Origin of the sequence: Stenotrophomonas sp. AN71, assembly GCF_050435725.1 — a bacterium.
Classification (GTDB): Bacteria; Pseudomonadota; Gammaproteobacteria; order Xanthomonadales; family Xanthomonadaceae; genus Stenotrophomonas.
In genome coordinates this window covers 70,646-92,274 of sequence record NZ_JBNDKU010000011.1, presented here as the reverse complement: position 1 = coordinate 92,274, position 21,629 = coordinate 70,646, and the positions used below count along the sequence as shown (strand labels likewise).

22 protein-coding genes and 1 tRNA gene are annotated in these 21,629 nt (G+C 66.1%); 9 read left to right on the top strand and 14 right to left on the bottom strand.

What is annotated here, in order from left to right; translation table 11 throughout:
• The first annotated feature begins 553 nt into the window (after nucleotides 1-553).
• Nucleotides 554-3,379 carry a TonB-dependent receptor plug domain-containing protein gene (locus tag ABH900_RS16470; RefSeq protein WP_429624209.1) on the top strand — a complete coding sequence of 942 codons (2,826 nt, stop codon included), beginning with the start codon at nucleotides 554-556 and terminating at the stop codon, nucleotides 3,377-3,379.
• Nucleotides 3,380-3,532: 153 nt separating this feature from the next.
• Here the strand turns inward: ABH900_RS16470 and rarD are convergent, their stop codons facing one another.
• A complete protein-coding gene (gene rarD / locus ABH900_RS16465; RefSeq protein WP_429624208.1) occupies nucleotides 3,533-4,429 on the bottom strand; it encodes an EamA family transporter RarD in 897 nt (298 codons plus the stop codon).
• Nucleotides 4,426-5,331: a drug/metabolite exporter YedA gene (gene yedA, locus ABH900_RS16460; protein WP_429624207.1), complete on the bottom strand. Its 906-nt coding sequence runs from the start codon at nucleotides 5,329-5,331 to the stop codon at nucleotides 4,426-4,428. The genes rarD and yedA overlap by 4 nt, the downstream gene beginning before the upstream one ends.
• A gap of 275 nt (nucleotides 5,332-5,606) precedes the next feature.
• Between yedA and ABH900_RS16455 the strand changes: the two genes are divergently transcribed.
• Complete coding sequence (locus ABH900_RS16455; protein WP_429624206.1) at nucleotides 5,607-6,941, top strand: MFS transporter; 1,335 nt, start codon at nucleotides 5,607-5,609, stop codon at nucleotides 6,939-6,941.
• 31 nt (nucleotides 6,942-6,972) lie between these two features.
• The gene (locus ABH900_RS16450) at nucleotides 6,973-7,308 is read left to right on the top strand and encodes a hypothetical protein (protein ID WP_429624258.1); all 336 of its coding nucleotides are present in this window, start codon (nucleotides 6,973-6,975) and stop codon (nucleotides 7,306-7,308) included.
• Nucleotides 7,309-7,385: 77 nt separating this feature from the next.
• Here the strand turns inward: ABH900_RS16450 and ABH900_RS16445 are convergent, their stop codons facing one another.
• The 4 genes from ABH900_RS16445 to ABH900_RS16430 form a co-directional block, all read right to left on the bottom strand.
• Nucleotides 7,386-9,038 carry a M28 family metallopeptidase gene (locus ABH900_RS16445; RefSeq protein ID WP_429624257.1) on the bottom strand — a complete coding sequence of 551 codons (1,653 nt, stop codon included), beginning with the start codon at nucleotides 9,036-9,038 and terminating at the stop codon, nucleotides 7,386-7,388.
• A gap of 105 nt (nucleotides 9,039-9,143) precedes the next feature.
• A complete protein-coding gene (locus ABH900_RS16440) occupies nucleotides 9,144-10,076 on the bottom strand; it encodes an MBL fold metallo-hydrolase (protein WP_429624205.1) in 933 nt (310 codons plus the stop codon).
• A gap of 156 nt (nucleotides 10,077-10,232) precedes the next feature.
• On the bottom strand, nucleotides 10,233-10,535 hold the full coding sequence (locus ABH900_RS16435) for a hypothetical protein (protein WP_429624256.1): 303 nt from the start codon (nucleotides 10,533-10,535) through the stop codon (nucleotides 10,233-10,235).
• 122 nt (nucleotides 10,536-10,657) lie between these two features.
• On the bottom strand, nucleotides 10,658-11,950 hold the full coding sequence (locus ABH900_RS16430; RefSeq protein ID WP_429624204.1) for a tryptophan--tRNA ligase: 1,293 nt from the start codon (nucleotides 11,948-11,950) through the stop codon (nucleotides 10,658-10,660).
• A 108-nt stretch (nucleotides 11,951-12,058) separates the two neighbouring features.
• On the opposite strand from ABH900_RS16430, the gene ABH900_RS16425 reads away from it, so the two are divergent.
• Nucleotides 12,059-12,856, top strand: coding sequence for a hypothetical protein (locus ABH900_RS16425; protein WP_429624203.1), 798 nt, complete (start codon nucleotides 12,059-12,061; stop codon nucleotides 12,854-12,856).
• Nucleotides 12,857-12,922: 66 nt separating this feature from the next.
• Here ABH900_RS16425 and ABH900_RS16420 read toward each other — a convergent pair whose 3' ends face one another.
• The 3 genes from ABH900_RS16420 to rocF form a co-directional block, all read right to left on the bottom strand.
• Nucleotides 12,923-13,144 carry a CsbD family protein gene (locus ABH900_RS16420; RefSeq protein WP_089241428.1) on the bottom strand — a complete coding sequence of 74 codons (222 nt, stop codon included), beginning with the start codon at nucleotides 13,142-13,144 and terminating at the stop codon, nucleotides 12,923-12,925.
• 202 nt (nucleotides 13,145-13,346) lie between these two features.
• Nucleotides 13,347-13,484, bottom strand: coding sequence for an entericidin A/B family lipoprotein (locus tag ABH900_RS16415; protein WP_008266021.1), 138 nt, complete (start codon nucleotides 13,482-13,484; stop codon nucleotides 13,347-13,349).
• Between the two features lie 160 nt (nucleotides 13,485-13,644).
• Nucleotides 13,645-14,565 carry an arginase gene (rocF, locus tag ABH900_RS16410; RefSeq protein WP_429624202.1) on the bottom strand — a complete coding sequence of 307 codons (921 nt, stop codon included), beginning with the start codon at nucleotides 14,563-14,565 and terminating at the stop codon, nucleotides 13,645-13,647.
• A gap of 277 nt (nucleotides 14,566-14,842) precedes the next feature.
• On the opposite strand from rocF, the gene ABH900_RS16405 reads away from it, so the two are divergent.
• Entirely contained in the window at nucleotides 14,843-15,292 is a 450-nt protein-coding gene (locus ABH900_RS16405; RefSeq protein WP_429624201.1) for a hypothetical protein, read from the top strand.
• 161 nt (nucleotides 15,293-15,453) lie between these two features.
• Here the strand turns inward: ABH900_RS16405 and ABH900_RS16400 are convergent, their stop codons facing one another.
• Nucleotides 15,454-15,807, bottom strand: coding sequence for a DUF805 domain-containing protein (locus ABH900_RS16400; RefSeq protein ID WP_429624200.1), 354 nt, complete (start codon nucleotides 15,805-15,807; stop codon nucleotides 15,454-15,456).
• Between the two features lie 363 nt (nucleotides 15,808-16,170).
• Here ABH900_RS16400 and ABH900_RS16395 point away from each other — a divergent pair, with 363 nt between their 5' ends.
• On the top strand, nucleotides 16,171-16,635 hold the full coding sequence (locus tag ABH900_RS16395) for a GFA family protein (protein ID WP_429624199.1): 465 nt from the start codon (nucleotides 16,171-16,173) through the stop codon (nucleotides 16,633-16,635).
• Between the two features lie 101 nt (nucleotides 16,636-16,736).
• Nucleotides 16,737-17,282 carry a hypothetical protein gene (locus ABH900_RS16390; protein WP_429624198.1) on the top strand — a complete coding sequence of 182 codons (546 nt, stop codon included), beginning with the start codon at nucleotides 16,737-16,739 and terminating at the stop codon, nucleotides 17,280-17,282.
• Between the two features lie 470 nt (nucleotides 17,283-17,752).
• Here the strand turns inward: ABH900_RS16390 and ABH900_RS16385 are convergent.
• From ABH900_RS16385 to birA, 4 genes are all read right to left on the bottom strand, one after another.
• Nucleotides 17,753-17,828, bottom strand: a tRNA-Thr gene (locus ABH900_RS16385).
• A 40-nt stretch (nucleotides 17,829-17,868) separates the two neighbouring features.
• Nucleotides 17,869-18,717, bottom strand: a complete 849-nt coding sequence (locus ABH900_RS16380; protein WP_429624197.1) for an SPOR domain-containing protein — start codon at nucleotides 18,715-18,717, stop codon at nucleotides 17,869-17,871.
• A gap of 9 nt (nucleotides 18,718-18,726) precedes the next feature.
• Nucleotides 18,727-19,458 carry a type III pantothenate kinase gene (locus ABH900_RS16375; RefSeq protein WP_429624196.1) on the bottom strand — a complete coding sequence of 244 codons (732 nt, stop codon included), beginning with the start codon at nucleotides 19,456-19,458 and terminating at the stop codon, nucleotides 18,727-18,729.
• Nucleotides 19,455-20,420 (bottom strand): bifunctional biotin--[acetyl-CoA-carboxylase] ligase/biotin operon repressor BirA, encoded by a 966-nt coding sequence (gene birA / locus ABH900_RS16370; RefSeq protein ID WP_429624195.1) that lies wholly within the window; start codon nucleotides 20,418-20,420, stop codon nucleotides 19,455-19,457. Before birA ends, ABH900_RS16375 begins: the two co-directional genes overlap by 4 nt.
• 143 nt (nucleotides 20,421-20,563) lie before the next feature.
• On the opposite strand from birA, the gene ABH900_RS16365 reads away from it, so the two are divergent.
• Nucleotides 20,564-20,842, top strand: coding sequence for a hypothetical protein (locus ABH900_RS16365; protein WP_429624194.1), 279 nt, complete (start codon nucleotides 20,564-20,566; stop codon nucleotides 20,840-20,842).
• Nucleotides 20,809-21,597 (top strand): zinc-dependent peptidase, encoded by a 789-nt coding sequence (locus ABH900_RS16360; RefSeq protein WP_429624193.1) that lies wholly within the window; start codon nucleotides 20,809-20,811, stop codon nucleotides 21,595-21,597. Before ABH900_RS16365 ends, ABH900_RS16360 begins: the two co-directional genes overlap by 34 nt.
• The last annotated feature ends 32 nt before the right edge of the window (nucleotides 21,598-21,629 follow it).

Genomic DNA, 21,629 nt, shown 5'->3' with positions numbered 1-21,629 from the left:
ACCGATGTGCAGCATCCACGCGTGGCGTGGATCTACCGATGTGCGCCATCCACGCGTGGCGTGGATCTACCGATGTGCGCCATCCACGCATGGCGTGGATCTACCGATGTGCGCCATCCACGCGTGGCGTGGATCTACCGATGTGCGCCTTCCACGCGAGGCGTGGATCTACCGATGTGCGCCATCCACGCGTGGCGTGGATCTACCGATGTGCGGCATCCACGCGCGGCGTGAATCTACCGATGCATCGTGCGCGGGGTCCAGTAGATCCACGCCATGCGTGGATGGATGTGCGCACACACGCGCCACTACAGATTGCCGCAACGCCGCCGTTATCGATGCCTCTGCCCATCGCGCATGCAACGTGCGTGACGCTGCGCACATCGCATCTGTGGATTGTTGGGTGCGATTCATTTTCGCGCACATCCAGCAGCGAAGAGACAAACAGTTACGAATGGAAACATTCTAGAATCGCGCCCCCCACGTTGGTTTGCAGCACCCCACGCGCCCATAGAACGGGCGCATGTTTTTTCTGAAACACGAGATTTCACGGATGTCCCTGAAAACCAATCCGCTGCGCAACGCGATCGTCATCGCGCTGGCCGCCAGCTGCGCCACCCCCGCCTTCGCACAGAGCGCCGGCGATTCCACGACCAACCTCGACCGCATCGAAATCACCGGCTCGCGCATCCGCCAGGCCAGTGTCGAAACCGCACAGCCGGTGGTCGCGCTCAACCGCGCCGAGATCGAGAAGAAGGGCTACGTCAACGTCGCCGACATCCTGCAGGACCTTCCCGCAGCAGGTGCGCCGAGCATGAGCCGCGCCTCCTCGCTGAACTCCTCGCGCGACTTCGGCGGCATGTACGTCAGCCTGCGCAACCTCGGTCCGGAACGCAGCCTGGTGCTGATCGACGGCCGTCGCATGGGCGTCAGTGCCGGCGGTTACTCCGACCTGGCCTCGATCCCGTCGTCCATCGTTGAACGCGTGGAAGTGCTGACCGATGGCGCCTCCGCGCTGTATGGCTCCGATGCCATCGCCGGTGTGGTCAACATCATCACCCGCAAGAACTTCGATGGTGGCGAAGCCAGCGTCTACGTCGGCCAGTACGGCCAGGGTGATGGCCAGAAGCGTTCCTACAGCGCGACCTTCGGCAAGACCTTCGACCGTGGCTGGTTCAGCATCGGTGCCGAGCGCAGCAAGGAAGACGAGGTGCTGGGCAAGGACCGCGAGTTCAGCCGCTACACCAACGGCCCGCGCCACCCGACCGATGGCCTCAATGGCAACACCGCATCGGGCTATGTCACCGTCGGCGGCAAGAACCTGACCGTCGGCCCGGGCGGCGACCCGAGCAAGGCCGGCAACTTCCACACGCCGGACCCGGCCGATGGTGCCAACACCAAGTCGAACATGAGCCTGCTGACCGGCCTGGAGCGCACCTCGGTGTTTGCCAACGGCGGCTTCTCGATCACTGACAATCTGCGCATCGTCGCCGATGCGTTGTACAGCAAGCGCGAGTCGACCAAGCATCTGGCCGGCTATCCGTACTCGGTGAGCGCCGCGCAGGCGCGCAACGGCAGCCGCGCTGCCCTGTCCAAGGACAGCGCGTTCAACCTGTGGGGCCAGGACGCGCTGTTCGCGCACCGCACCGAGGAACTGCCGCGCGGCACCGAGAACACCCTGGAAACCAAGCGCGCCAGCATCGGCCTGGAAGGCAGCTTCGAAACCGGTTCGCGGTACTGGGACTGGAACGTCAGCTACATGTACAACCGCAACGAAGGCGAGCGCATCGGTACCGGCAGCATGTACCAGCCGCACGTCAACCTGGCCGTCGGCCCGTCCTTCATGGATGGCAACGTGGCCCGCTGCGGCGCACCGGGCGCGGTGATCGCCGGCTGCGTGCCGTGGAACCCGGCCGCACCGATCGGCTACACCGGCCCGGGCTCGCTGAGCAACCCGGACGTGCAGGACTACCTGTTCACCCGCTTCGTCGACAAGATGCAGAGCACCACCAAGGTCGCCAGCGGCAACATCTCCGGCTCGCTGTTCACCCTGCCGGCCGGTGACGTCCTGGCCGCGATGGGCTTCGAGCACCGCAGCGAAGAAGCCAGCTACACCCCGGACCTGATGGTGCAGAAGGGCCAGATCGCCGGCACCACCGGCCAGCCGACCCGCGGCAACTACTCGCTCAACGAGGTCTACCTGGAACTGCAGGTGCCGGTGCTGGCCGACCTGCCGTTCGCCCGCGAACTGTCCCTTGACGTGGCCGGCCGCTACTCGGACTACAACAACTTCGGTTCGACCACCAACAGCAAGTTCGGCCTGAAGTGGAAGCCGATCGACAGCCTGCTGGTGCGCGCCACCTACGGCACCGGTTTCCGTGCGCCGACCGTGGATGATCTGTACGGCGGCACCGTCAGCAGCCGCGACTCGTTCACCGACCCGTGCGATACCGCCTTCGGTACCGCGGCCACCAGCCCGACCGTCGCCGCCCGTTGCCAGGCGCTCAAGGTGCCGGCCAACTTCCGCCAGCTCAACAGCGACGGCACCGTGGCCAGCAAGCCGGGCCAGCAGGCCACCGTTGATTTCAGCTCCGGCTCCAACGCCGGCCTGAAGCCGGAAACCGCCAAGACCTGGACCGTCGGCCTGGTGTACAGCCCGGACTTCGTCGCCGGTCTGGATGTCAGCCTGGACTGGTGGAAGATCCGCATCAACAACGCCATTGTTGCCGAGACCGCCAACAGCATCCTCGAGCAGTGCTACGTGCAGGGTTCGGACGCGGCGTGTGGCCGTTTCACCCGTGGCAGCAACGGCCAGGTCAACGGACTGGACCGCTCGCTGGTCAACGCCGGCTTCCGCGAGACCGCCGGCTATGACATCAATGTGCGTTACCGCCTGCCGGAAACCGCGTTCGGCACGTTCGCCGTCAACTGGAACACCACCTACACCGACTACCTGGAACAGCGCAACGACAACACTGCGACCACGCCGGTGGAACAGCGTACCGGTTGGGGCGGCGACTTCCGCGTGCGTTCCACCTTCAACCTGGATTGGCAGTACGGCGACCTCGGCATCGGCTGGACCGCGCGCTACTACTCCAGCATGAAGGAGAAGTGCTCGTACATGGACGAATGCAACATGCCGGGCTTCAGCTCGTCGTACACCAGCGCTTCGCCGACCAACAAGGTGGGCTCCAACACCTTCCACGACCTGCAGGTGCGTTACAGCCTGCCGTGGAACGGCACCGTGTCGCTGGGCGTGAACAACGTGTTCAACCACCAGGGTCCGATCATGTACAGCCAGCCGAACAGCAGCTTCACCTATTACGGTGGCTTCGACATCGGCCGCTTCATGTACATGAAGTACCAGCAGCGCTTCTAAGCCTGCAACCGCGTTCCCGCCACGGCCATCCCTCTCTCCTGGCCGTGGATGGAAGCAGAGCGGCGCCCCTCGGGGCGCCGCTCTTTTTTGCGGGAAGGCGAGGTCGGATCCGTTCGCGCCGCGAAGGGCTCCGACCCCATGCTCCCGCCGGCGCTACCGCCTCGCGCGCATCGTGCGGATGTTGTCGCCGACAAACAGCACCAGGCCGGCCCAGATCGCCGCAAAGCCGATCGCCTTGGCCGTATCGAACGCTTCATGGAAGAAGAACACGCCCAGCAACAGCTGCAGGCTCGGGGCGATGTACTGCAGGATGCCGACCAGCGAAAGCGGGATGCGCTTCACGCCGTAGGCGAAGCCGATCAGCGGCACCGCCGTGATCGCGCCACCGAAGATCAGCAGCAGATCGTTGCGCCAGCCCCAGCCATGGAAGAACGCACCACCATGGCCGTTCTCTGCCCAGATCGCGAAGGCCAGCGCTGGCAGGAACAGGTACATGCTCTCCACGCCCAGGCCAGCCACCGGATCGACCGAGACCAGCTTGCGCAGCAGGCCATACAGGCCGAACGAGCAGGCCAGGCCCAGCGCGATCCACGGCGGCGTGCCCGCATCGATGGTCAGCCAGGTCACACCGATCGCCGCCATTGCCACCGCCACCCATTGCAGCCGGCGCAGGCGCTCCTTCAGCACCAGCACACCCAGCAGCACGTTCACCAACGGGTTGATGAAGTAGCCCAGGCTGGTTTCGATGACATGGCCGGCGTTGATCGCCCAGATGTACAGGCCCCAGTTGAAGGCAATGGTCAGGCTCGATACCAGCAGGATCGGCAGCGCGCGCGGCTGTGCGGCGATCTTCTGCCACCAGCCCAGGCGTGAACTGATCAGCAGCCAGCCCAGCACCAGTACCGTGCTCCAGATGATGCGGTGGGCGATGATCTGGAACGAAGGCACTTCATTGAGCAGGTGCCAGTACACCGGCACCAGCCCCCAGATCACGAAGGTGGAAGCGGTGACCAGCAGGCCCCGGCGTTGTTCTTTCTCGTCCATGCTCATTTCTTTCGCGTCCTTGCCATCGTCAGTACCACCACACCCAGAAGAATCACCGCCATCGCCACCAGATCGCGCCAGCCGAAACGCTCACCGTTGAGCAGTGCGCCCAGCAGCACCGCGATCACCGGATTGACGTACGCATAGCTGCCAGCCAGTGCCGGGCGCACGTTCTGCAGCAGCCACACGTAGGCCGTGAACGCCACGATGGACCCAAAGACGCACAGGTACGCCATCGCCAGCAGGCCGCCGGTATCGGGCAGCGTGGTCGGGCGTTCGCCGACCGCCAGACCGATCAGCACCAGCAGCACGCCACCGCAGATCATCTGCCCGGCCGCCGTCATGAACGGGCCTGGCAGGTCCAGCCCGCGTGCCCATACCGAACCGAACGCCCAGCCGACCGGTGCGATCAGCAGCAGCACCAGCCCGGTAGGCGATGCGGTCAGGCTGCTGCCGGCATTGAGCCAGACCACGCCGAGGAAGCCGATGGCGATGCCCAGCCATTCACCCCGGCTGGCATGCTGGCCACGCAACGCCGAGAACAGCGCCATCCACAACGGCACCGACGCCACCGCCGTGGCGGCCAGGCCCGAGGACACCTCGCGCTCGGCCAACACCACCATACCGTTGCCCAGCACCAGCATGGTCACGCCCATGACCAGCAGATTCCGCCACTGCCGCAGGGTCGGTTTCGGCATTTTCCAGAACAGGCGCAGCGCGGCATACATCACGCCACCGGCGATGATGAACCGGCTGCCGGAGACCATCGTCAGCGGCAGCGCACCGCCATGCAGGGCCTTGGCGATGCCCAGGTAGGTCGAGCCCCAGACCACATAGACCAGCAGCAGGGCCAGCGCGACAAGGCCACCCCGGGGGGCAGCCGCAGACGAAGAGAGGGGAGCCGACATGACGCACCAGCAGGCGGGGGAAACAGGATTCTAGAGTGTTCACCAGCGGGAAATCACCCCGATTTACGCCAGGCCGTGAACCGACGTACGACGATTTAGTTATGGTCCGCCGGCCCCGCCTGCTGTCACCCTGTGCGGTCCCATGCCCTGCCCGCTCCCCGGCACCTGGCATTGACGTGGGATGCAGTACCTAGGAGGCTGGCCGCGGCGCCCTGCGCGCGCCTGGCACCCGATCTTTCCCGCACGGAAGCGCCGCATCGAGGATCCACACCCAGATGAGCACCACGTCCCAACCCGCTGTCCCCAGCACCGACGGCGCCGCGCTGCGGCGGTCCATCTCCAACACCCTCAAAGGCTCCGCCGGCAACCTGGTGGAGTGGTTTGACGTCTATGTGTACTCGGTGTTCGCCGTGTACTTCGAATCGCAGTTCTTCTCGCCGGATGACAAGAACTCGACCCTGTACGTGTGGGCGATCTTCGCGGCCACGTTCCTGATGCGCCCGATCGGGGCCTGGTTCTTCGGCCGCTACGCCGACCGCCATGGCCGCCGCCAGGCCCTGACCGTGTCGGTGACGGTCATGGCCGCCTGCTCGTTCCTTATCGCCATCACCCCCACGGCAGCCAGCATCGGCATCTGGGCAGCGGTCATCCTGTTGTTCGCGCGCCTGCTGCAGGGCTTCGCCACCGGCGGTGAGTACGGTGCCAGCGCCACCTACATGTCCGAGGCCGCCATTCCCGGCCGCCGGGGCTTCCTGTCGTCCTTCCACTACGTCACCCTGGTCGGCGGCCATGTGCTGGCCCAGCTCACCCTGCTGCTGATGCTGACGTTCTGGGGCAAGCCGGAAATCTCCGAATGGGGCTGGCGCATCGCCTTCGGCATTGGCGGCATCGCTGCGGTCGTGGTGTTCTGGCTGCGCCGGGGCATGGACGAGTCGCTGTCGGAGTCGTCCATCGAAGCCGCGCGCGAAGGCAAGGCACAGAAGTCGGGCTCGATGTACGAACTGTTCGTGCACCAGTGGCGGCCGCTGCTGCTGTGCTTCCTGATCACCGCCGGTGGCACCGTGGCCTTCTACACCTACTCGGTGAACGGCCCGAAGATGATCCAGAGTGCCTTCGCCAGCAACGATCCGATGACCGGCACCCTGATCAACCTGGGTGTGCTGGCCTTCCTGATGGTGCTGCAGCCGGTCGGTGGCTGGCTGTCGGACATCATCGGGCGCAAGACCCTGCTGGTGTTCTTCGGTGTCGGCGGCGTGCTGTACAGCTGGTACCTGATCACCCAGCTGCCGCACCAGCATGACGCAACCCTGGCCTTCCTGACCCTGGCGCTGGGCTTTGTCATCCTTACCGGCTACACCTCGATCAACGCAGTAGTGAAGGCCGAGCTGTTCCCCACCCATGTGCGCGCACTGGGCGTGGGCCTGGGCTACGCGCTGGCCAATTCGCTGTTCGGCGGCACCGCGCCGCTGCTGTACCAGGGCGCGCTGAAGACCGGCCACGTCGACTGGTTCGCCATCTACGTCACTGCGACGATCGCGGTATCGTTGGTGGTCTATGTGTTCTTCCTCACCAACAAGGGGCCGAACTGGCTCGACGGCACCCGCAAGTAAGCACGCTGTCGTGATCGCGGCCACCGGTGCAATGCCGGTGGCCGCTGTGTCTCCGGCCTCGCCGCTGATGTGCATCGCGGCGGCGCTGGCCGCAGCCACGGCACTGGCCTGGCTGCTGCGCCGCCCCGACGCGCAGGCTTCGTGGCCACGCATCGGATTCGGGGTTGCCCTGCTGGTGTTCTGCGCCGCGCTGGCCCTGCAGCTGGCAGTGGACCTGGGCAGCGGGCACAGCTCGCTGCAGCTGCGCTGGAGCGCCCGTCCTGGCCCATTGCATGCAGTCGGCATGCGCACGATGGCGGCGTGCTATCTGGCAGCGCTCGCCGCCAGCAGCTGGGGTGCCTGGAAACTGCTGCGTCGACGCGGGTAGTGCCGGCCGCTGGCCGGCAACCTCTTGAACCTCCGGAAGGAATACGTAAATGCCGGCCAGCGGCCGGCACTACCCCATCAACGGCGGGCCGCTTCGCTCTTGTCGCGCGCGCCGCGGAACTCCGATTCCTTCTCCCACGTCGGCCAGCGCCGGCTGTTGGCCAGCTCCGCCCCGAGGTCGTAGACCAGCAGGGTGTCGGCGGCGTGGCCGCTCGGGTCCCAGCTCGGGGTCCAGGCATCGCAGGCCTGGTGGTAGCAATCGGCGAAGTACTTCTCGCGCAGGGCGCGGCCGGCTTCAACGCCGCCGTCCAACTTGTCCAGCCCCGGGCCGATGGTGATCGCCGGCACGCCCAGGCGGGCGAAGGCGAAGTGGTCGGCGCGGTAGAAGAAGCCGGCCTCCAGGTTCGGGTCGGGGCTGTAGCTGCGACCGCGGGCCTTGGCCACGCGCTCCAGGTCACCTTCCAGCGATACACGGCCCTTGCCCCACGAGGCGATGTCGCGGGTCGGGCCATCCGGGCTGAACATCTCGATGTTCAGCACGGCGGCGGTCTTGTCCAGCGGCGCCAGCGGGTGCGCGGCGTAGTAGCTGGCACCCAGCAGCCCCTTCTCTTCGGCGGTCAGCGCCACGAAGTACAGCGTGCGCTGCGGCTGCGGGCCCGCAGCAAACACCCGGCCAAGCTCCAGTACTGTGGCCACGCCGGTGGCGTTGTCGATCGCGCCGCGGCGGATGCGGTCACCCTTGGCGTCAGGCTGGCCGATACCGAAGGCATCCCAGTGCGCAGAGAAGATCACCGCTTCATCGCCATGCTCACCGCCGGGCAGCTTGGCCACCACGTTGCGGGTCACCACCTGCTCGCGTTTCAGCACGAAATCCACGCTCAACCTGGCGTTGTCCAGTGCCACCGGGCGGAAGTCGGCGCGCATCGCCTTGCGCTTCTCGGCGTCGAAGTCCAGGCCGGCATCGGCAAAAATCGCCTCGGCCAGCTCGCGCTGCATCCAGCCACGCAGCGGCGTGTGCTGCGCCATCGCTTCCGCCTGGCCACGCTCGATATCGAACAACGGCGAGGTACCTGAGCTCTTCACCGTGGCCCAGCCGTAGGCGGCTGGCGCGGTCTCGTGCACGATCAGCACGCCCTCGGCGCCGCGGCGCGCGGCTTCCTCGAATTTGTAGGTCCAGCGGCCGTAGTAGGTCACTGCCTTGCCATCGAACGCGCCCGGCGCATCGGCCTCGAAATCGGCATCGTTGATCAGCACCACGGCGATCTTGCCGTGCAGGTCCACGTCCTTGTAGTCGTTCCATTGGCGTTCCGGCGCATCGATGCCGTAGCCGACGAACACCAGTGGTGCATTCTTGATCTGTACGCGCTTGCGCGGCTGCAGGCTCTGCAGGGTCACGTCCACACCGTTGGCCAGCGCGCGGCTGCCCTTCTTCAGCGTCAGGCTGGCCTTGGCCGGGCCATCCAACTGCGCGCGCACCAGCGGTACCGGCTGCACCCAGCTGCCGTCCACGCCGCCCGGCTGCAGGCCGTAGCTGCGGAACTGCTCGATCAGGTACTGCACCGTGCGCTCTTCACCTTCCGTGGCCGGCGCGCGGCCCTCGAACTCATCCGACGCCAGCACGCGCACATGGCGCGACAGCGCCTGCGGATCGATGCCGCCACCCGGCAGGTCGTTGGCCGCATGGGCCAGGCCACCGACGAACAGGCAGGACGACAGCAGCAACACGCGCATCGGATTCACGGCAGTACCACGGCTAGCTTGGAAGTCACCAGAGTGTAACGTGGTCGTGACATCGCGGTGCAGCGTGGGTTCGCGCCATCCACGCGTGGCGTGGATCTACTGGCGGATGCGGTCCAGCCAGCAGGCCAGGCCCTGCGCGTTGAGCTCGATGTCCATTGCCAGCACGGCGGTCACCGCCGCCTGGTCCAGCGCACAGCCATGCTGCTGCGCGCGCTCCAGGTACAGCGCCTGCAAGGCAGCCAACAGGCAGCGGTGGCGATCCGGCCGGCCATCGCACTGGCGGCCGATGGTGGCCATCGCATCGATCTGCTCGAACAGATCGTCCGCCAACTTCTGAACCTGCTCCACACGGCCGTAGTGGGTCAGGTACATCGCCTGCGGCGCGTAATCGAGCATGCGCCGGATCGAAGCCTTCATCGCCTCCGGGTCGAACTGTACCGGCGACGATGTCGGGAAGATGAAAGCACCCTGCGCACTGTCCAGCTCGCGGTAGGAGATGCCGAAGGTATCGCCGGTGAACCAGCTGCGGCTGCGCGCATCCCACACGCAGTAGTGATGCAGCGCATGGCCCGGCGTATGCATCAGCACCAGTTCGCGCCCGGCCAGGTCGATGCGGTGTCCATCCGCAGCCACCACCACGCGGTGTTCTGGGATCGGCTCGATGCGGCCATAGCTGCGCGCGATTTCCTCGGCACCGTATACCGCCGTCGCACCGGCAATCAGCCGGGTTGGATCGATCATGTGCGGTGCGCCGCGCGGGTGCAGCACCGCCTGGGCGTTGGGTAACTGCTGCATCAGCAGCCCGGCGCCACCGGCGTGGTCCAGATGCACATGGGTCAGCAGCAGCCAGTCCACCGCCTCCACGCCCAGGCCAGCGTCCGCCAGCGCCTGCAGCATCGCCGGCACCGACAGGCCGGTGCCGCAGTCGACGAAGGCGGCGCGGCCGTTTTCAACGATCAGGTAAGCCGCATCGAAGTCGGGACGCTGGAAGCCGGTATCGAGGGTATGGATGCTGGGGTCGGCGGTCATCGGCACGCACCTGGCAGGATCGGGAACAGACGCCCATGGTAGGCGCGTGGATGGTCCGGGTTCGATGCGGCTTTGGTCGGGTAGTGCCGGCCGCTGGCCGGCAACCCCAGGATCGCCACGGGAATGCAGTTGCCGGCCAGCGGCCGACACTACCGATCAGCCGCAGCGCAATGCGAACCGCGGCCGCAGCAGCAACGCCAGCACCAGCACCGCTAGGAACGCACCATAGGCGTACAGCACCGCCAGCACCTGTGGCCAGATCGGGCCGGCGCCGGGCTGTACCACGCCGATGTGGTGGCCCCACAGCATCGACGCAATGCTCAACGCGAAAGCCAGCAACAAGGTGGCACCATCGAACAGGCGCCGGCGCGCGGTGCGCGGCTGGCGCGGGAACAGCCAGTACAGGCTGCCCAGCAGCAGGAACCAGGGCAGGAACAGCAGCAGCGACAACCACGCCATCGCAGACTCCATGTCATCGCGCCGGCGGCGCGTGGACATCATGCCACGACCTTCATTCCCGGGTAGTGCCGGCCGCTGGTCGGCGCTTCCCATGCAGTTGCCGGCCAGCGGCCGGCACTACCTTATGCTTCGCGCAGCACCGCCAACGCGGCCAGCACTGCGTCCACGTCGGCCTCCAGCTTGAACAGATCACTCTGCAGCTGGTCGCCCTGCTCTGCCTGCTTCAGCACGGCGATCAGCTGGCCCGCATCACGCGGCGAATCGAAGCCTTCGCTCTGGATCAGCAGCGTGCCGTCACCGGCGGTCAGCTTGAAGTAGAAACGGCCGTCCTTTTCGCGGTACTGCTTGAACAGCGGTGGTGCCAGGCGGGCCACACCGGCGTCCTCGCTGGCGATGTCGCCGGCGCTGGACAGGTCGCGCAGGCCCACCGCATGGCGCAGCTCGTCCAGCAACGGTGCCGCCAGCTGCTCGCGCAGCTGCTGGCCACGGCGCTTGAGCAGCGCTTCGATCTTCTCCGGCTCGGCCATCAACGCGTTGTAGCGCTCACGCAGCGGCGACAACTCACTGTCGATGCGTTCGAACAGCTGCTGCTTGGCATCGCCCCAACCGATGCCGGCGGCGAACGCCTTGGCGAATTCAGCGGTCTGTTCCGGGGTAGCGAACGCCTGGTACATCTGGAACAGCGCCGAGCCCTCGGTGTCCTTCGGCTCGCCCGGTGCGCGCGAATCGGTCAGGATCGAGAACACCAGCTTCTTCAACTCTTCGCGCGGCACGAACAGCGGAATGGTGTTGTGGTAGCTCTTGCTCATCTTGCGGCCATCGAGGCCGGCCAGCGTCGCCACCTGCTCGTCGATCACCACGTCCGGCAACGGGAAGTATTCCTTGCCGTACACGTGGTTGAAGCGCTGGGCGAAGTCGCGCGCCATCTCGATGTGCTGGATCTGGTCGCGGCCCACCGGCACCTGGTTGGCCTTGAAGATCAGGATGTCGGCGGCCATCAGCACCGGGTACATGAACAGGCCGGCGCTGACGCCCGCATCCTCGTCCACGCCTTCCTCGCGGTTCTTGTCCACCGCCGCCTTGTAGGCGTGGGCGCGGTTGAGGATGCCCTTGCTGGCGATGGCGGTCAGGAACCACATCAGCTCGGTGGTCTCGCGGATGTCGCTCTGGCGGTAGAACCACACGTGTTCCGCGTCCAGGCCGCAGGCCAGCCAGCTAGCTGCGATCTCCAGGGTCGCGCGCTGGGTGCGCTGCGGGTCCTGCGACTTGATCAGGCTGTGCAGATCGGCCAGGAAGAAGAAGCTCTCGATCCCCGGGGCGCGGCTGGCCGCGATCGCCGGACGGATGGCGCCAACGTAGTTGCCCAGGTGGGGCGTGCCGGAGGGGGTGATGCCGGTAAGGACTCGGGTCGTCATGACTGCGTGCGGAAACCTTCGATGAACGGGGCCAGTTTACCGTGCCTGCGGTCAACCCCGTCAGGACCTGCGGCACGTTCATTCACCCAACCCCGCTGGAGATGCCCGATGAAACGCCTGCTGCCCCTGCTGCTGATCCTGCCCCTGGCCGGCTTCACCCCGGCCCTTCCGGCACCGATGGCCGAGGACGGCCCGGTACGCATGGCCCTGGTCGACCGCGACCGTGGCACCGAACTGCGCAGCTACCCCGGCCAAGGCCAGCGCTGGGTGGCCGGTGAACGTGGTCACCGCTACGCCGTGCGCCTGTACAACGACAGCCCACGCCGGGTGCTGGTGGTGCTGTCGGTGGACGGTGTCAACGCCATCTCCGGCGAGAATGCCGATCCCTCGCAGACCGGCTATGTGCTCAACCCCGGCCAGCGCGCCGACATCACCGGCTGGCGCAAGAGCCAGGATGAGGTAGCGCAGTTCGTGTTCAGCAGCCCCAGCGGCAGCTATGCCAGCCGCACCGGCCGCCCGGACAACATCGGTGTGGTGGGCGTGGCGGTCTTCGACGAGGCCCGCCGCTGGCGCCCCGAGCCGATCCTGCGTCGCGGCCTGCCACCGCCGGCCCCGGCCGCCCAGGCCGAAGCCGCCGCCGATGCCAGCGCCAGCCACATCGAGGGCTATGCGCGCAGGGCGCAGGCACCGGCGCTGGGCACCGGCCATGGCGCGCGCGAACAGTCCTCGGTGCGCGACACGGAGTTCGAGCGTGCCAGCCGCAACCCCATCCAGATGCTGCAGCTGCGCTACGACAGCGCCCGCAACCTGCGTGCACGCGGCATCCTGGTCGATTCGTCCTCGCGCCTGCCGCGCGGACCGCAGGCGTTCCCGAACCGCTACGTGCCGGACCCGCCGGCGCGCTGACCGCACACAGCATGACGCCCGCAACCTCACGGTGCGGGCGTCATGCCGTGGGGGAAACGAAGCGGCTTACTTGTAGTCCGGATAGTCCTTGCTGACGCTGTCCTGGAAGTCGCGGACTTCCTTCTCAGCGCGGTCCTTGGCCCAGCCGTAACGTTCCTGCAGGCGACCCGCCAGATATTCGGCATTGCCCTCGGCCACATCGAAATCGTCGTTGGTCAGATCGCCCCACTTGGCCTGGGCCTTGCCCTTCAGCTGCGACCACTTGCCGGAAATGATGTCTTTGTTCATTGCTGGAGTCCTTGGTTGCAACGGCGTTCTTACCGTGGCTCCAGCTTCGCGCAGCGGCCGTTGAGGGCTGGTCAACCGTCAATGAAATACATGCTCACCTGCTTGAATGGTTCACTACGCATCGACAGTCACGAGGCAAAACACGCGCACAAAAAAGGCCGGGGATGTCCCCGGCCTTTTCGCTTTCCGTTCCGTGCAGGGCTCAACGGCCCTTTGCGGTGTCCTCAACCTTCTCGCCCGCCTTCTGCACGTCCTTGCCGGCACCGGCAATGGTGTTGCAGCCGGCCAGCAGGGCCACCGAGAACATCGACAACAGCATCAGGGCAACTACGCGCTTCATGGGCTTCTCCTTGGGTTCGCCGCTATACCGCTTCATTCGCGGATGGGGTTCTGTCGCTCGGCGGGAGGGGCCATCGCCACCGCCGCCGCGTGAAGTGCAATCTGGCGGCAGTGGCGTGGAGCGGGTGTGAACGGATCGAGGTTCCGTTCAGCAGCAGCCTTCAATCGCGCATCAGGGTGGACTTGCCGAACAGGCTTTCGACCAGGTCCACGGCCAGTTCGGCGGTGGCATTCTGCTTGTCCAGCAAGGGGTTGAGTTCGACGATGTCCAGCGACCCCATGCGCCCGGTGTCGGCGATCATCTCCATCACCAGCTGCGCCTCGCGGTAGTTCACCCCGCCCGGCACGGTGGTGCCCACGCCCGGCGCGATGCTCGGGTCGAGGAAATCCACATCGAAGCTGACGTGCAGGTGGGTGTTCTCGTCGATGCCGGCCAGCGCTGCTTCCACCGTGCGCTTCATGCCGTTCTCGTCGATGTAGCGCATGTCGTACACATCGACCTTGTGGGTCTTGATCAGGCGCTTTTCTTCCGGGTCCACCGAGCGGATGCCAATCTGGTGCATCTGCGCCGGGGTGATCGCCGGCGCGCTGCCGCCCAACCGGGTCAGCGCATCCGGGCCGAGGCCGCACAGGCAGGCCACCGGCATGCCGTGGATGTTGCCCGACGGGGTGACATCGCTGGTGTTGAAGTCCGAATGCGCATCCAGCCACAGCACGCGCAGGGTCTTGCCCTGCTCGCGGCACCAGCGCGCCACGGCAGTGATCGAGCCGATGCCCAGGCAATGGTCGCCGCCCAGCATGATCGGCATGCGGCCGGCCTGCAGCTCGGCATAGCTGGCTTCCATCAGCGCGTGGTTCCAGGCCACCACTTCATCCAGGTGGCGATAGCCTTCCACCGGCGTGGTCCACGGGTTGCGCGGGCCATCCAGGTTGCCCAGGTCGCGCACATCCACGCCGCGCGCCTCCAGCGCCTCCGGCAGGCCCGCCACGCGCAGCGCTTCCGGCCCCAGCCGTGCACCGCGATGGCCTGCACCGACATCGGTGGGAACGCCGATCAGGGATACGGAGATGGGATGGGCCATGGGTGCCTCCTGCGGTGGGGAAAAAGAAGCACAGTCTAGCCAGAGCTGTGTGACACCACTCGCGGCGGTGCAGCAGGCGGCGGCCACTCGACGGGGCCGAGGCAGCATCGTGGATCAGATATCCCTGTGTTGAGTGGTCAGGAATCCAACCTTTCCTGATCGACGTCACATCGGCGTCGGCATTGCCTCTTATCCACTGCCCACGCCGGCGCCACGCTGAGGTGGCACCTTGCTGAAGGTGCGTCTTCAATTCCCCAGCTACGGAGATACAACGCTCATGAAATACGCAGTCAATGGATTGGCAGCACTGATGCTCACCTCCGCCGCGCTACTCGCCCCGGAGGCCGGCGCCGCTCCATCGCGCATCACACATACGGTGACATCAGAAGAATTCCCCATGCAGACAGCAGGTGCACGCCAGGTGCTGGACTGGGTAGCGCAGCGCGTTAAGCCGTCGTTCGCGCCCCAGGGCTACGGCACCGTGCAGGTGGAAAGGCAGGCATTCTCCTTAGGGCTCGCATCTGCACGATCGGATGACTCGATTCCGGGAAAGCTGCCGGACGAAGGCATTCCGGGTGAGATCTACAGAGTGGAGAACCTCCTTCCCGACGGCTCCATCCAGACGTGGGAGTTCACCTGGACGGAACCTTCGTCCGGCCATGGCGGCGGTTGGGAGGTAACCGGCTACACGTACAAGAAGGGAAATGACCCGGTAAACCCGCGGTGATATCGACAGGGGCAGCAGCGGCGAACCTCGTACCGAGTGCATGCGGACGCCCGGCTTGCCAAATCACCATCGCTTGCAGTCTCTACATCACGCTGCTGCAAGCCCCTGTTACCCAAGCCGGTGCGTGCGCCCTGACCATTCTCCACTCGAATGGTCAGGGCTCATCCATACCTGTTCTCTTCCTCGGATCCTGGAAGCAGCATCATCGGGAACAGCACGAATACGCCCAGTGGAATGAACGCGATGATGGAGTACCAGCCGGACTCGTCCAGGTCGTGCAGCCTGCGCACCGTCAGCGCCAGCATCGGAATCGGAAAGAACAGCAGCGCGAAGAATTCCAACAGCCTTCCCACGTCGGCCAGCAGCCAGTCGTCACGCCAGCTGGAAGCCATTCTCAGGCCCTCACCGATCGCCACAACGATCGCCACCAGCAGCATGAAGGACCAGAACTCGGTCCGGTCGGAGCGCCCCGAGAAGTCGAAGTAGCGCCGCAACGGCGTCAGTGCGGGAATCATTCGAGCTCCGATGAACATCAATGTTCGGCCGTGGACCTCGACTAGTTATCACCTCAGGATTGAGTAGCAGCTGAACTTCCCAGTGGCTGGATGCCTGCATCCACTCCGCGCGCACGATGTCGCCTTGCGGACGCAGGGCGAGCCCCTGATCAAGGCACCCCGACCCGGCCGGAACCTGCGGCCGCCTGTCATACAACCATCCGGGAAGATTGTTCTTCGCGGCCATCGTCCATGAAACCAGCGATCGACTTGGAACAAGGAGGTCCATCCGCGATAAGCTGAAGCCTGACCGTTCATTCAAACCGAAACCGCTTGGCGGCCCCGCCTCATTCCGACGTCGAACTTCGGACAACTACTCCATCGATGAGCATGACTGGATATTTTGAGATTTCAGTGAGTTGCAACTGCCACGATGTCGAGTTGATGGTGATTGGAACTCCAATGGCACGCGCATATTGTCATTGTTCTTCATGCCGGGAACTCTACGATCTTCCCGTCCTGTCTGCGGCTGCCTGGGCACATGAGTCCGTCAGGATCGTCAAAGGGCACGAGTTCGTTGGGAAGTTCAAGCATCCTGACAAGCAGATGGAGCGACACTTCTGCCGGTCATGCGGTACCACAGTGTTCGGCACAAACAGAATCGACCTGACCATTATCCGAACGTCTCTTCTCGCCAAGGCAATGGGCGAAGATTTCCAGGAGACGCTGAAGCCTGAGTTCCATCTATTCTATTCTCAGCGCGAGATAGCGATTGATGACGGCTTGCCAAAGTACCTGGAAGGGTGGGATGGCCCGCTTTTCTCAAGCGGCGCTCCAACCGAGAGCTGACGTCGCCGTTCGTCACGGTGCAGACCGTCACATTGCATGCCGCTTGCGCAGTTCCTACGCTTTTTCTCTCACAAACCGAACGTGCTCATAGGGATTTGATCATGGCAGCTCTGAAGTCCCGCTGGCCGCTACCCTGCGCCGTCGTACTTGGCATGACCACCGCACTGCTGCAGCTGGCATGGGAGCACACTCATGGGGGCATTCTGCGCCACCACCTGCTCAACGATGCGAGCCTGCCTGCAGTCTCCAATGTGTGGGCATTGGTGATGATGCCATTGCTGGGCGCATTGGCTGGCTGGGTCGTTGTTCGGCGAACGCGTGAGCGATCGGGTGCGATGATTCCGGCCATCGCTGGTTTCCTGGGGTCGCTGCTGGCAGGAGCGGCGTTGTCGTTGGCCTTTGTCCTCAGCGGCGAAGCGGCGGCCACCCAGGTCATGGGGGCGCTGCTTGTGGCCGCAGTGCTGTTGCCGGTCTACCGGGCGGAGTACCTGTTCGGTTTTGTCGTGGGGATGACCTTCGTATTCGGTCCCGTAATGCCGACGCTGGTTGCCTGCGTGCCCATGCTGATCGCCTTGATCAGCAGGCGACTGGTAGGGCCGGCGATGCTTTGGGTTGTGCGCCGCGTGCGATCTGTTGCGGCAGCATGATGTAGCAACGTGAAGGCTGTGGCCGCTCTGGCGCAAGGCAAGGAATGCCTTTCGTTCCAATGCAGGATGGGAACGGAAAATGCTGGCTGGGTCGCATCCGCAACGAAGAGAGTGATGGCAAATCCGGCATTCAAGCGGATAAGGGACGGGGTGCGGGTCTGGGTGACAGGCTGTACCGTTTTTGTCCCGATATGCCGTCTTCACAGGAGATCGCCCTCAGGAGCCTGCTGATGCAGTCGAGTGAGCTTGGAGCGTCGGGAGAGAAGATGGCTCGCCCTGGTGGCTGACCGGCTTGCCAGAGTGGACGTGAGATCGCCCAGGCGATAGCACAGCCGCTGAGGCGCGAAGATCTAGTATCAACAGGGTCCCATCCAGCGCATGCCTCATGCCGCAGCTACTGATGGCCGCGGGGCGTGATGAGGCATCAAGGACGAGGCACGCCGTGCGCGGTCGATACATCGTCAGGCTGGTGGTGCCGCTTATCCGAATCGAACGGATGACCTACTGTTTACAAGACAGTTGCTCTACCAACTGAGCTAAAGCGGCATGGATGGATCACCGGCGGCAGCGCCGCGGTCCGGGGATTCTAGCGCAGTCGCGCGCATTCCAGCGACCGGCTCTGCGCCGCGCCGCTGCGCTGCTGGGCCTGGGCCGGCTGCGAACCCGCCGCCAGCTGCCCTTCCAGCCACCACTGGCCGGCGTCGCCGCTGGCCACCAGGCGCGGCTGGAAACCGGCGGCCTGCACCGCCGCGATGCGCCGCTCGGCGCCTTCGCGGTTGCGGTACTGGCCCAGCGCCACGGCGTTGGCCTCCTCGCCCTGGCTGATGATGTAGTAGTCGCTCAGGCCGGCCGCGACGATGCGCTTTACCGTGGCCTGGGCTTCTTCGCGACTGGCGGCGGCCGGCAGCATCACCCGGTAGCGGGCGCTGCCGCTGGCAGCGGGCTGTTCGCGCAGGCGCACCTGGCCGAGTGCGTTGCCAGCCTTGCCCTGTGCCGCGGTAGCAGCCGCACGGTCGGCGAACGGGCCCAGCGCGATGCAGCGCGGTGGCTCGACTGCCGCAGGCGGGGTCGCGGGTTTTTCCGGTGCCGATGCCGGGGTCGATGCAGGCAGAGCCGCCGGCTGGGTGACGGCGGCAACAGGCGCTGCTGCGAGCATGGCCTCGGGCTTCGCCGGCACAGCGGGTGCAGGCGCAGGCGTCGCAGCCACAGCGGCCTTCCCAGCCGGTTCGCGTTCCATCAGCGGTGCGGTCGGGGCAGCAGCAGTCGCTTCGGCAGCCGCAGCGGCATCACCACCACCGGGCACCCAGCGCAGCGCGGCCACGCCGGCCGGTTGCGGCGCCGGCGCGGGCTTCTGCGGTTCATCGCGCAGCAGCCACCAGCAGGCGACGCCAAGATTGAGAATGGCCAGTACGACGATCAAGGCACGGGTCAGCATGCGCGGATACTAGCCTGCGGGCTGGTGCACCGCCCAGCGGGCGAGGCCATCCAGCACCAGCGATGGATGATAGTCGGCGCCGCGCAGCAGCGGCATCAGCGCCGGCGCACCTCCGCCATGCACCAGCAGCGCAGGCGCGATGCCCAGCAGCGACTGCGCCTGCTGCGCGCTGCGCTCGATCAGCGCCACGGCTGCACCATCGCAGCCGGAGGCCAGTGCGTCGGCGGTGTCGTTGGCGAACTCGCTGTAGTCGCCGCCCGTGGCGGGCAGCTGCACCGCGCGGGCGTGCAGCGCCTCGCGCATGGTGGTGGGCGATGCGGAGATGCGGCCACCGTGATGCTGGCCGTCAGCGTCCAGAAGATCGAGGGTCAGCGCGGTGCCCACGCCCACCACCAGCACCGGCCGCCGCGCCTTGGCGGCGGCCAGCAGGGCGAGAAAGCGATCAACGCCGAATTTCTCCGGCTTGGCGTAAGCGATGCGCACGCCGGCACATTCAGCGCTGGTGCGCACAACGTGCACGTTTTCGAAGCGACGCTGCAGCTGATCCAGCATGGCGCTGGTCAGCGACGGCGCGGCCACGCTGGCCACGAACGCGGTGCTGCCGCTGGGCAGGCTGTGCGGCGGCTGCCCGGCCATGCCTTCGGCGCCATGTGCCCATGCCTGTACGTCGCCGGCACGGTCACCCAGCAACGGCGCGAACTTGAAGCGCGAGTTGCCGAGGTCGAACAACCAATCGCTCATGCCGCCCTCACGCTGACTTCGCCGGCGTGCAGCAAGCGTTCCTGGCCATCGATGCGCACGCGCAATGCGCCGTCATCGGCCAGGCCGAGCGCGGTACCGTGCTGCCACTGTCCGTCCAACTCCACCCGCACTTCGCGGCCGGCCAGCATGTCGAACGCGGCGTAGCGCGGCAGGAACGGCGCCAATCCTTCACGGTCGAATTCCTCCAGCGCCGGCAGCAGACGCGCCAGCACCGCGGCGACCACGGCGTTGCGATCCACCGGCTTGCCCGCCAGCGTGTCCAGATCCACCCACGGCTGGGTGATCTGCTCGGCGAACGAGGGCGGCATGTGCGTGTTGATGCCGATGCCAATCACCGCGCGCGCCGGCCCGGCGTATTCGCCACCGCCCTCGGCCAGCAGGCCGACCAGCTTGCGGCCGTCCACCAGCAGGTCGTTCGGCCACTTCAGCTGGGCCTGGGTGTAGCCCAGGTCGTGCAGGGCTTCGGCCACGGCGATGCCGGCTACCAGGCTCAGTCCGGCCAGGCGACCGAGGCCGCCGGAGTACAGGCGCAGCACCGACAGGTACACATGCGCTGCCAGCGGCGAGGCCCAGCTGCGGCCACGGCGGCCGCGGCCGCCGGTCTGTCGCTCGGCCAGCAGGACGCTGACGCCGCGCTGGGGCGCGCTGCAACGCAGCAATTCGGCGTTGGTGGAGTCCACCGTCCAGGCCACCTGCAGATCGTGCAGCAGGGCCTGGGTGGCGGCCGGCAGGCCGGCACGGATCGCGTCCGGGTCCAGCAGGTCGACCGGGCGGGTGAGGCCATAGCCCTCGCCGGCACGGCCCTCGACGTCCACACCGGCAGCCCTAAGCCCTTGAATACGCTTCCAAATTGCCGCACGGGTCTGGCCCAGCTCACGGGCCAGGGCGTCGCCGGACAGGCGACCGGCAGCGAGTTTGGCCAGCAGTTGGCGATCGTCCACGGCAGCTTCCACGAAGTCAGGAAGGAATTATGCGGGAAAGCCGCCAACGACGCCCGCCGCCCGGATGGCCGAGGGGCTTCCAACCGGGCGCCGGGTTCGGGCTAGAATCGGGAACTCACCTTCCCTTAACGTGGATGTCGACAATGCGCCGTTATGCCCATTGCCTGATCCTGCTGACGATGCCCTTCGCGGCGTCTGCGACGGCAGTGCTGGACGACAGCCGCGGGGCATGTGTGTCCTCCAACGGCGATGCCGCTTCGCAGCGTGCACCGACGGCGACCGCTTCGGCGGCGGCCACCAAGCCGGCACCGGTCCGCCCGGCGGCCAGCACCAGCAGTGGTGGCGGTGGCAGTGATGACGACGTGCTGCAGCGCATCCGTGCGCCGAAATGGCACAGCTACCTGCCGGGCATGTTCCGCTGATCAAGTCGTTGCTGCAGTGGCTGCGGCCTGCGCCGCAGCCGATTGAAGATGCGCTGTGGGATGAAGCCTGCCGCCGCGCGGCGTGGCTGCACGGCCTGGATGATCAGCGTCGCGCACGCCTGCGCGTGCTGGCCACGCGCTTCCTGCACGGGAAGACCATTACGCCGATTGGTGAACTGCAACTGCAGGCCGGCGACGGCGTGCTGCTGGCCGCACTGTGCTGCCTGCCCCTGCTTGAGTTCGGCGAGGTGGGACTGGAGGGCTGGTCGCAGCTGATCGTCTACCCCGACGCATTCCGCGTGCACCGCAGCCACATGGATGCGGCCGGCGTGCTGCACGAATGGGATGACGAGCTGATTGGAGAATCGTGGGACAGCGGCCCGTTGATCCTGTCCTGGGCCGATGTGCAGGCCGATCTTGCGACGCCACACGAGGGTTACTGCGTGGCGGTGCACGAGATGGTGCACAAGCTGGATGCCCTGGATGGCGCAATGGACGGCACGCCGCCGTTGCCGCGCGAGTGGCAGCGCGAGTGGGCCGCCACCTTCCAGCGCGCCTACGATGCATTCTGCGCGCAGGTGGACGCGGGCGAAGAGGTACTGATCGACCCGTATGCGGCCGAGGCACCGGAGGAGTTCTTCGCGGTGGCCAGCGAATACCACTTCTCTGCGCCGGATCTGCTGCAGCAGGCATTGCCGGAGGTGGCCGCACAGCTGCGGCGGTTCTATGGCCAGCCGCCAGCGATGGTCGGCTGAATCATCCGTCCGCCGGGCATGGCCCGGCGACG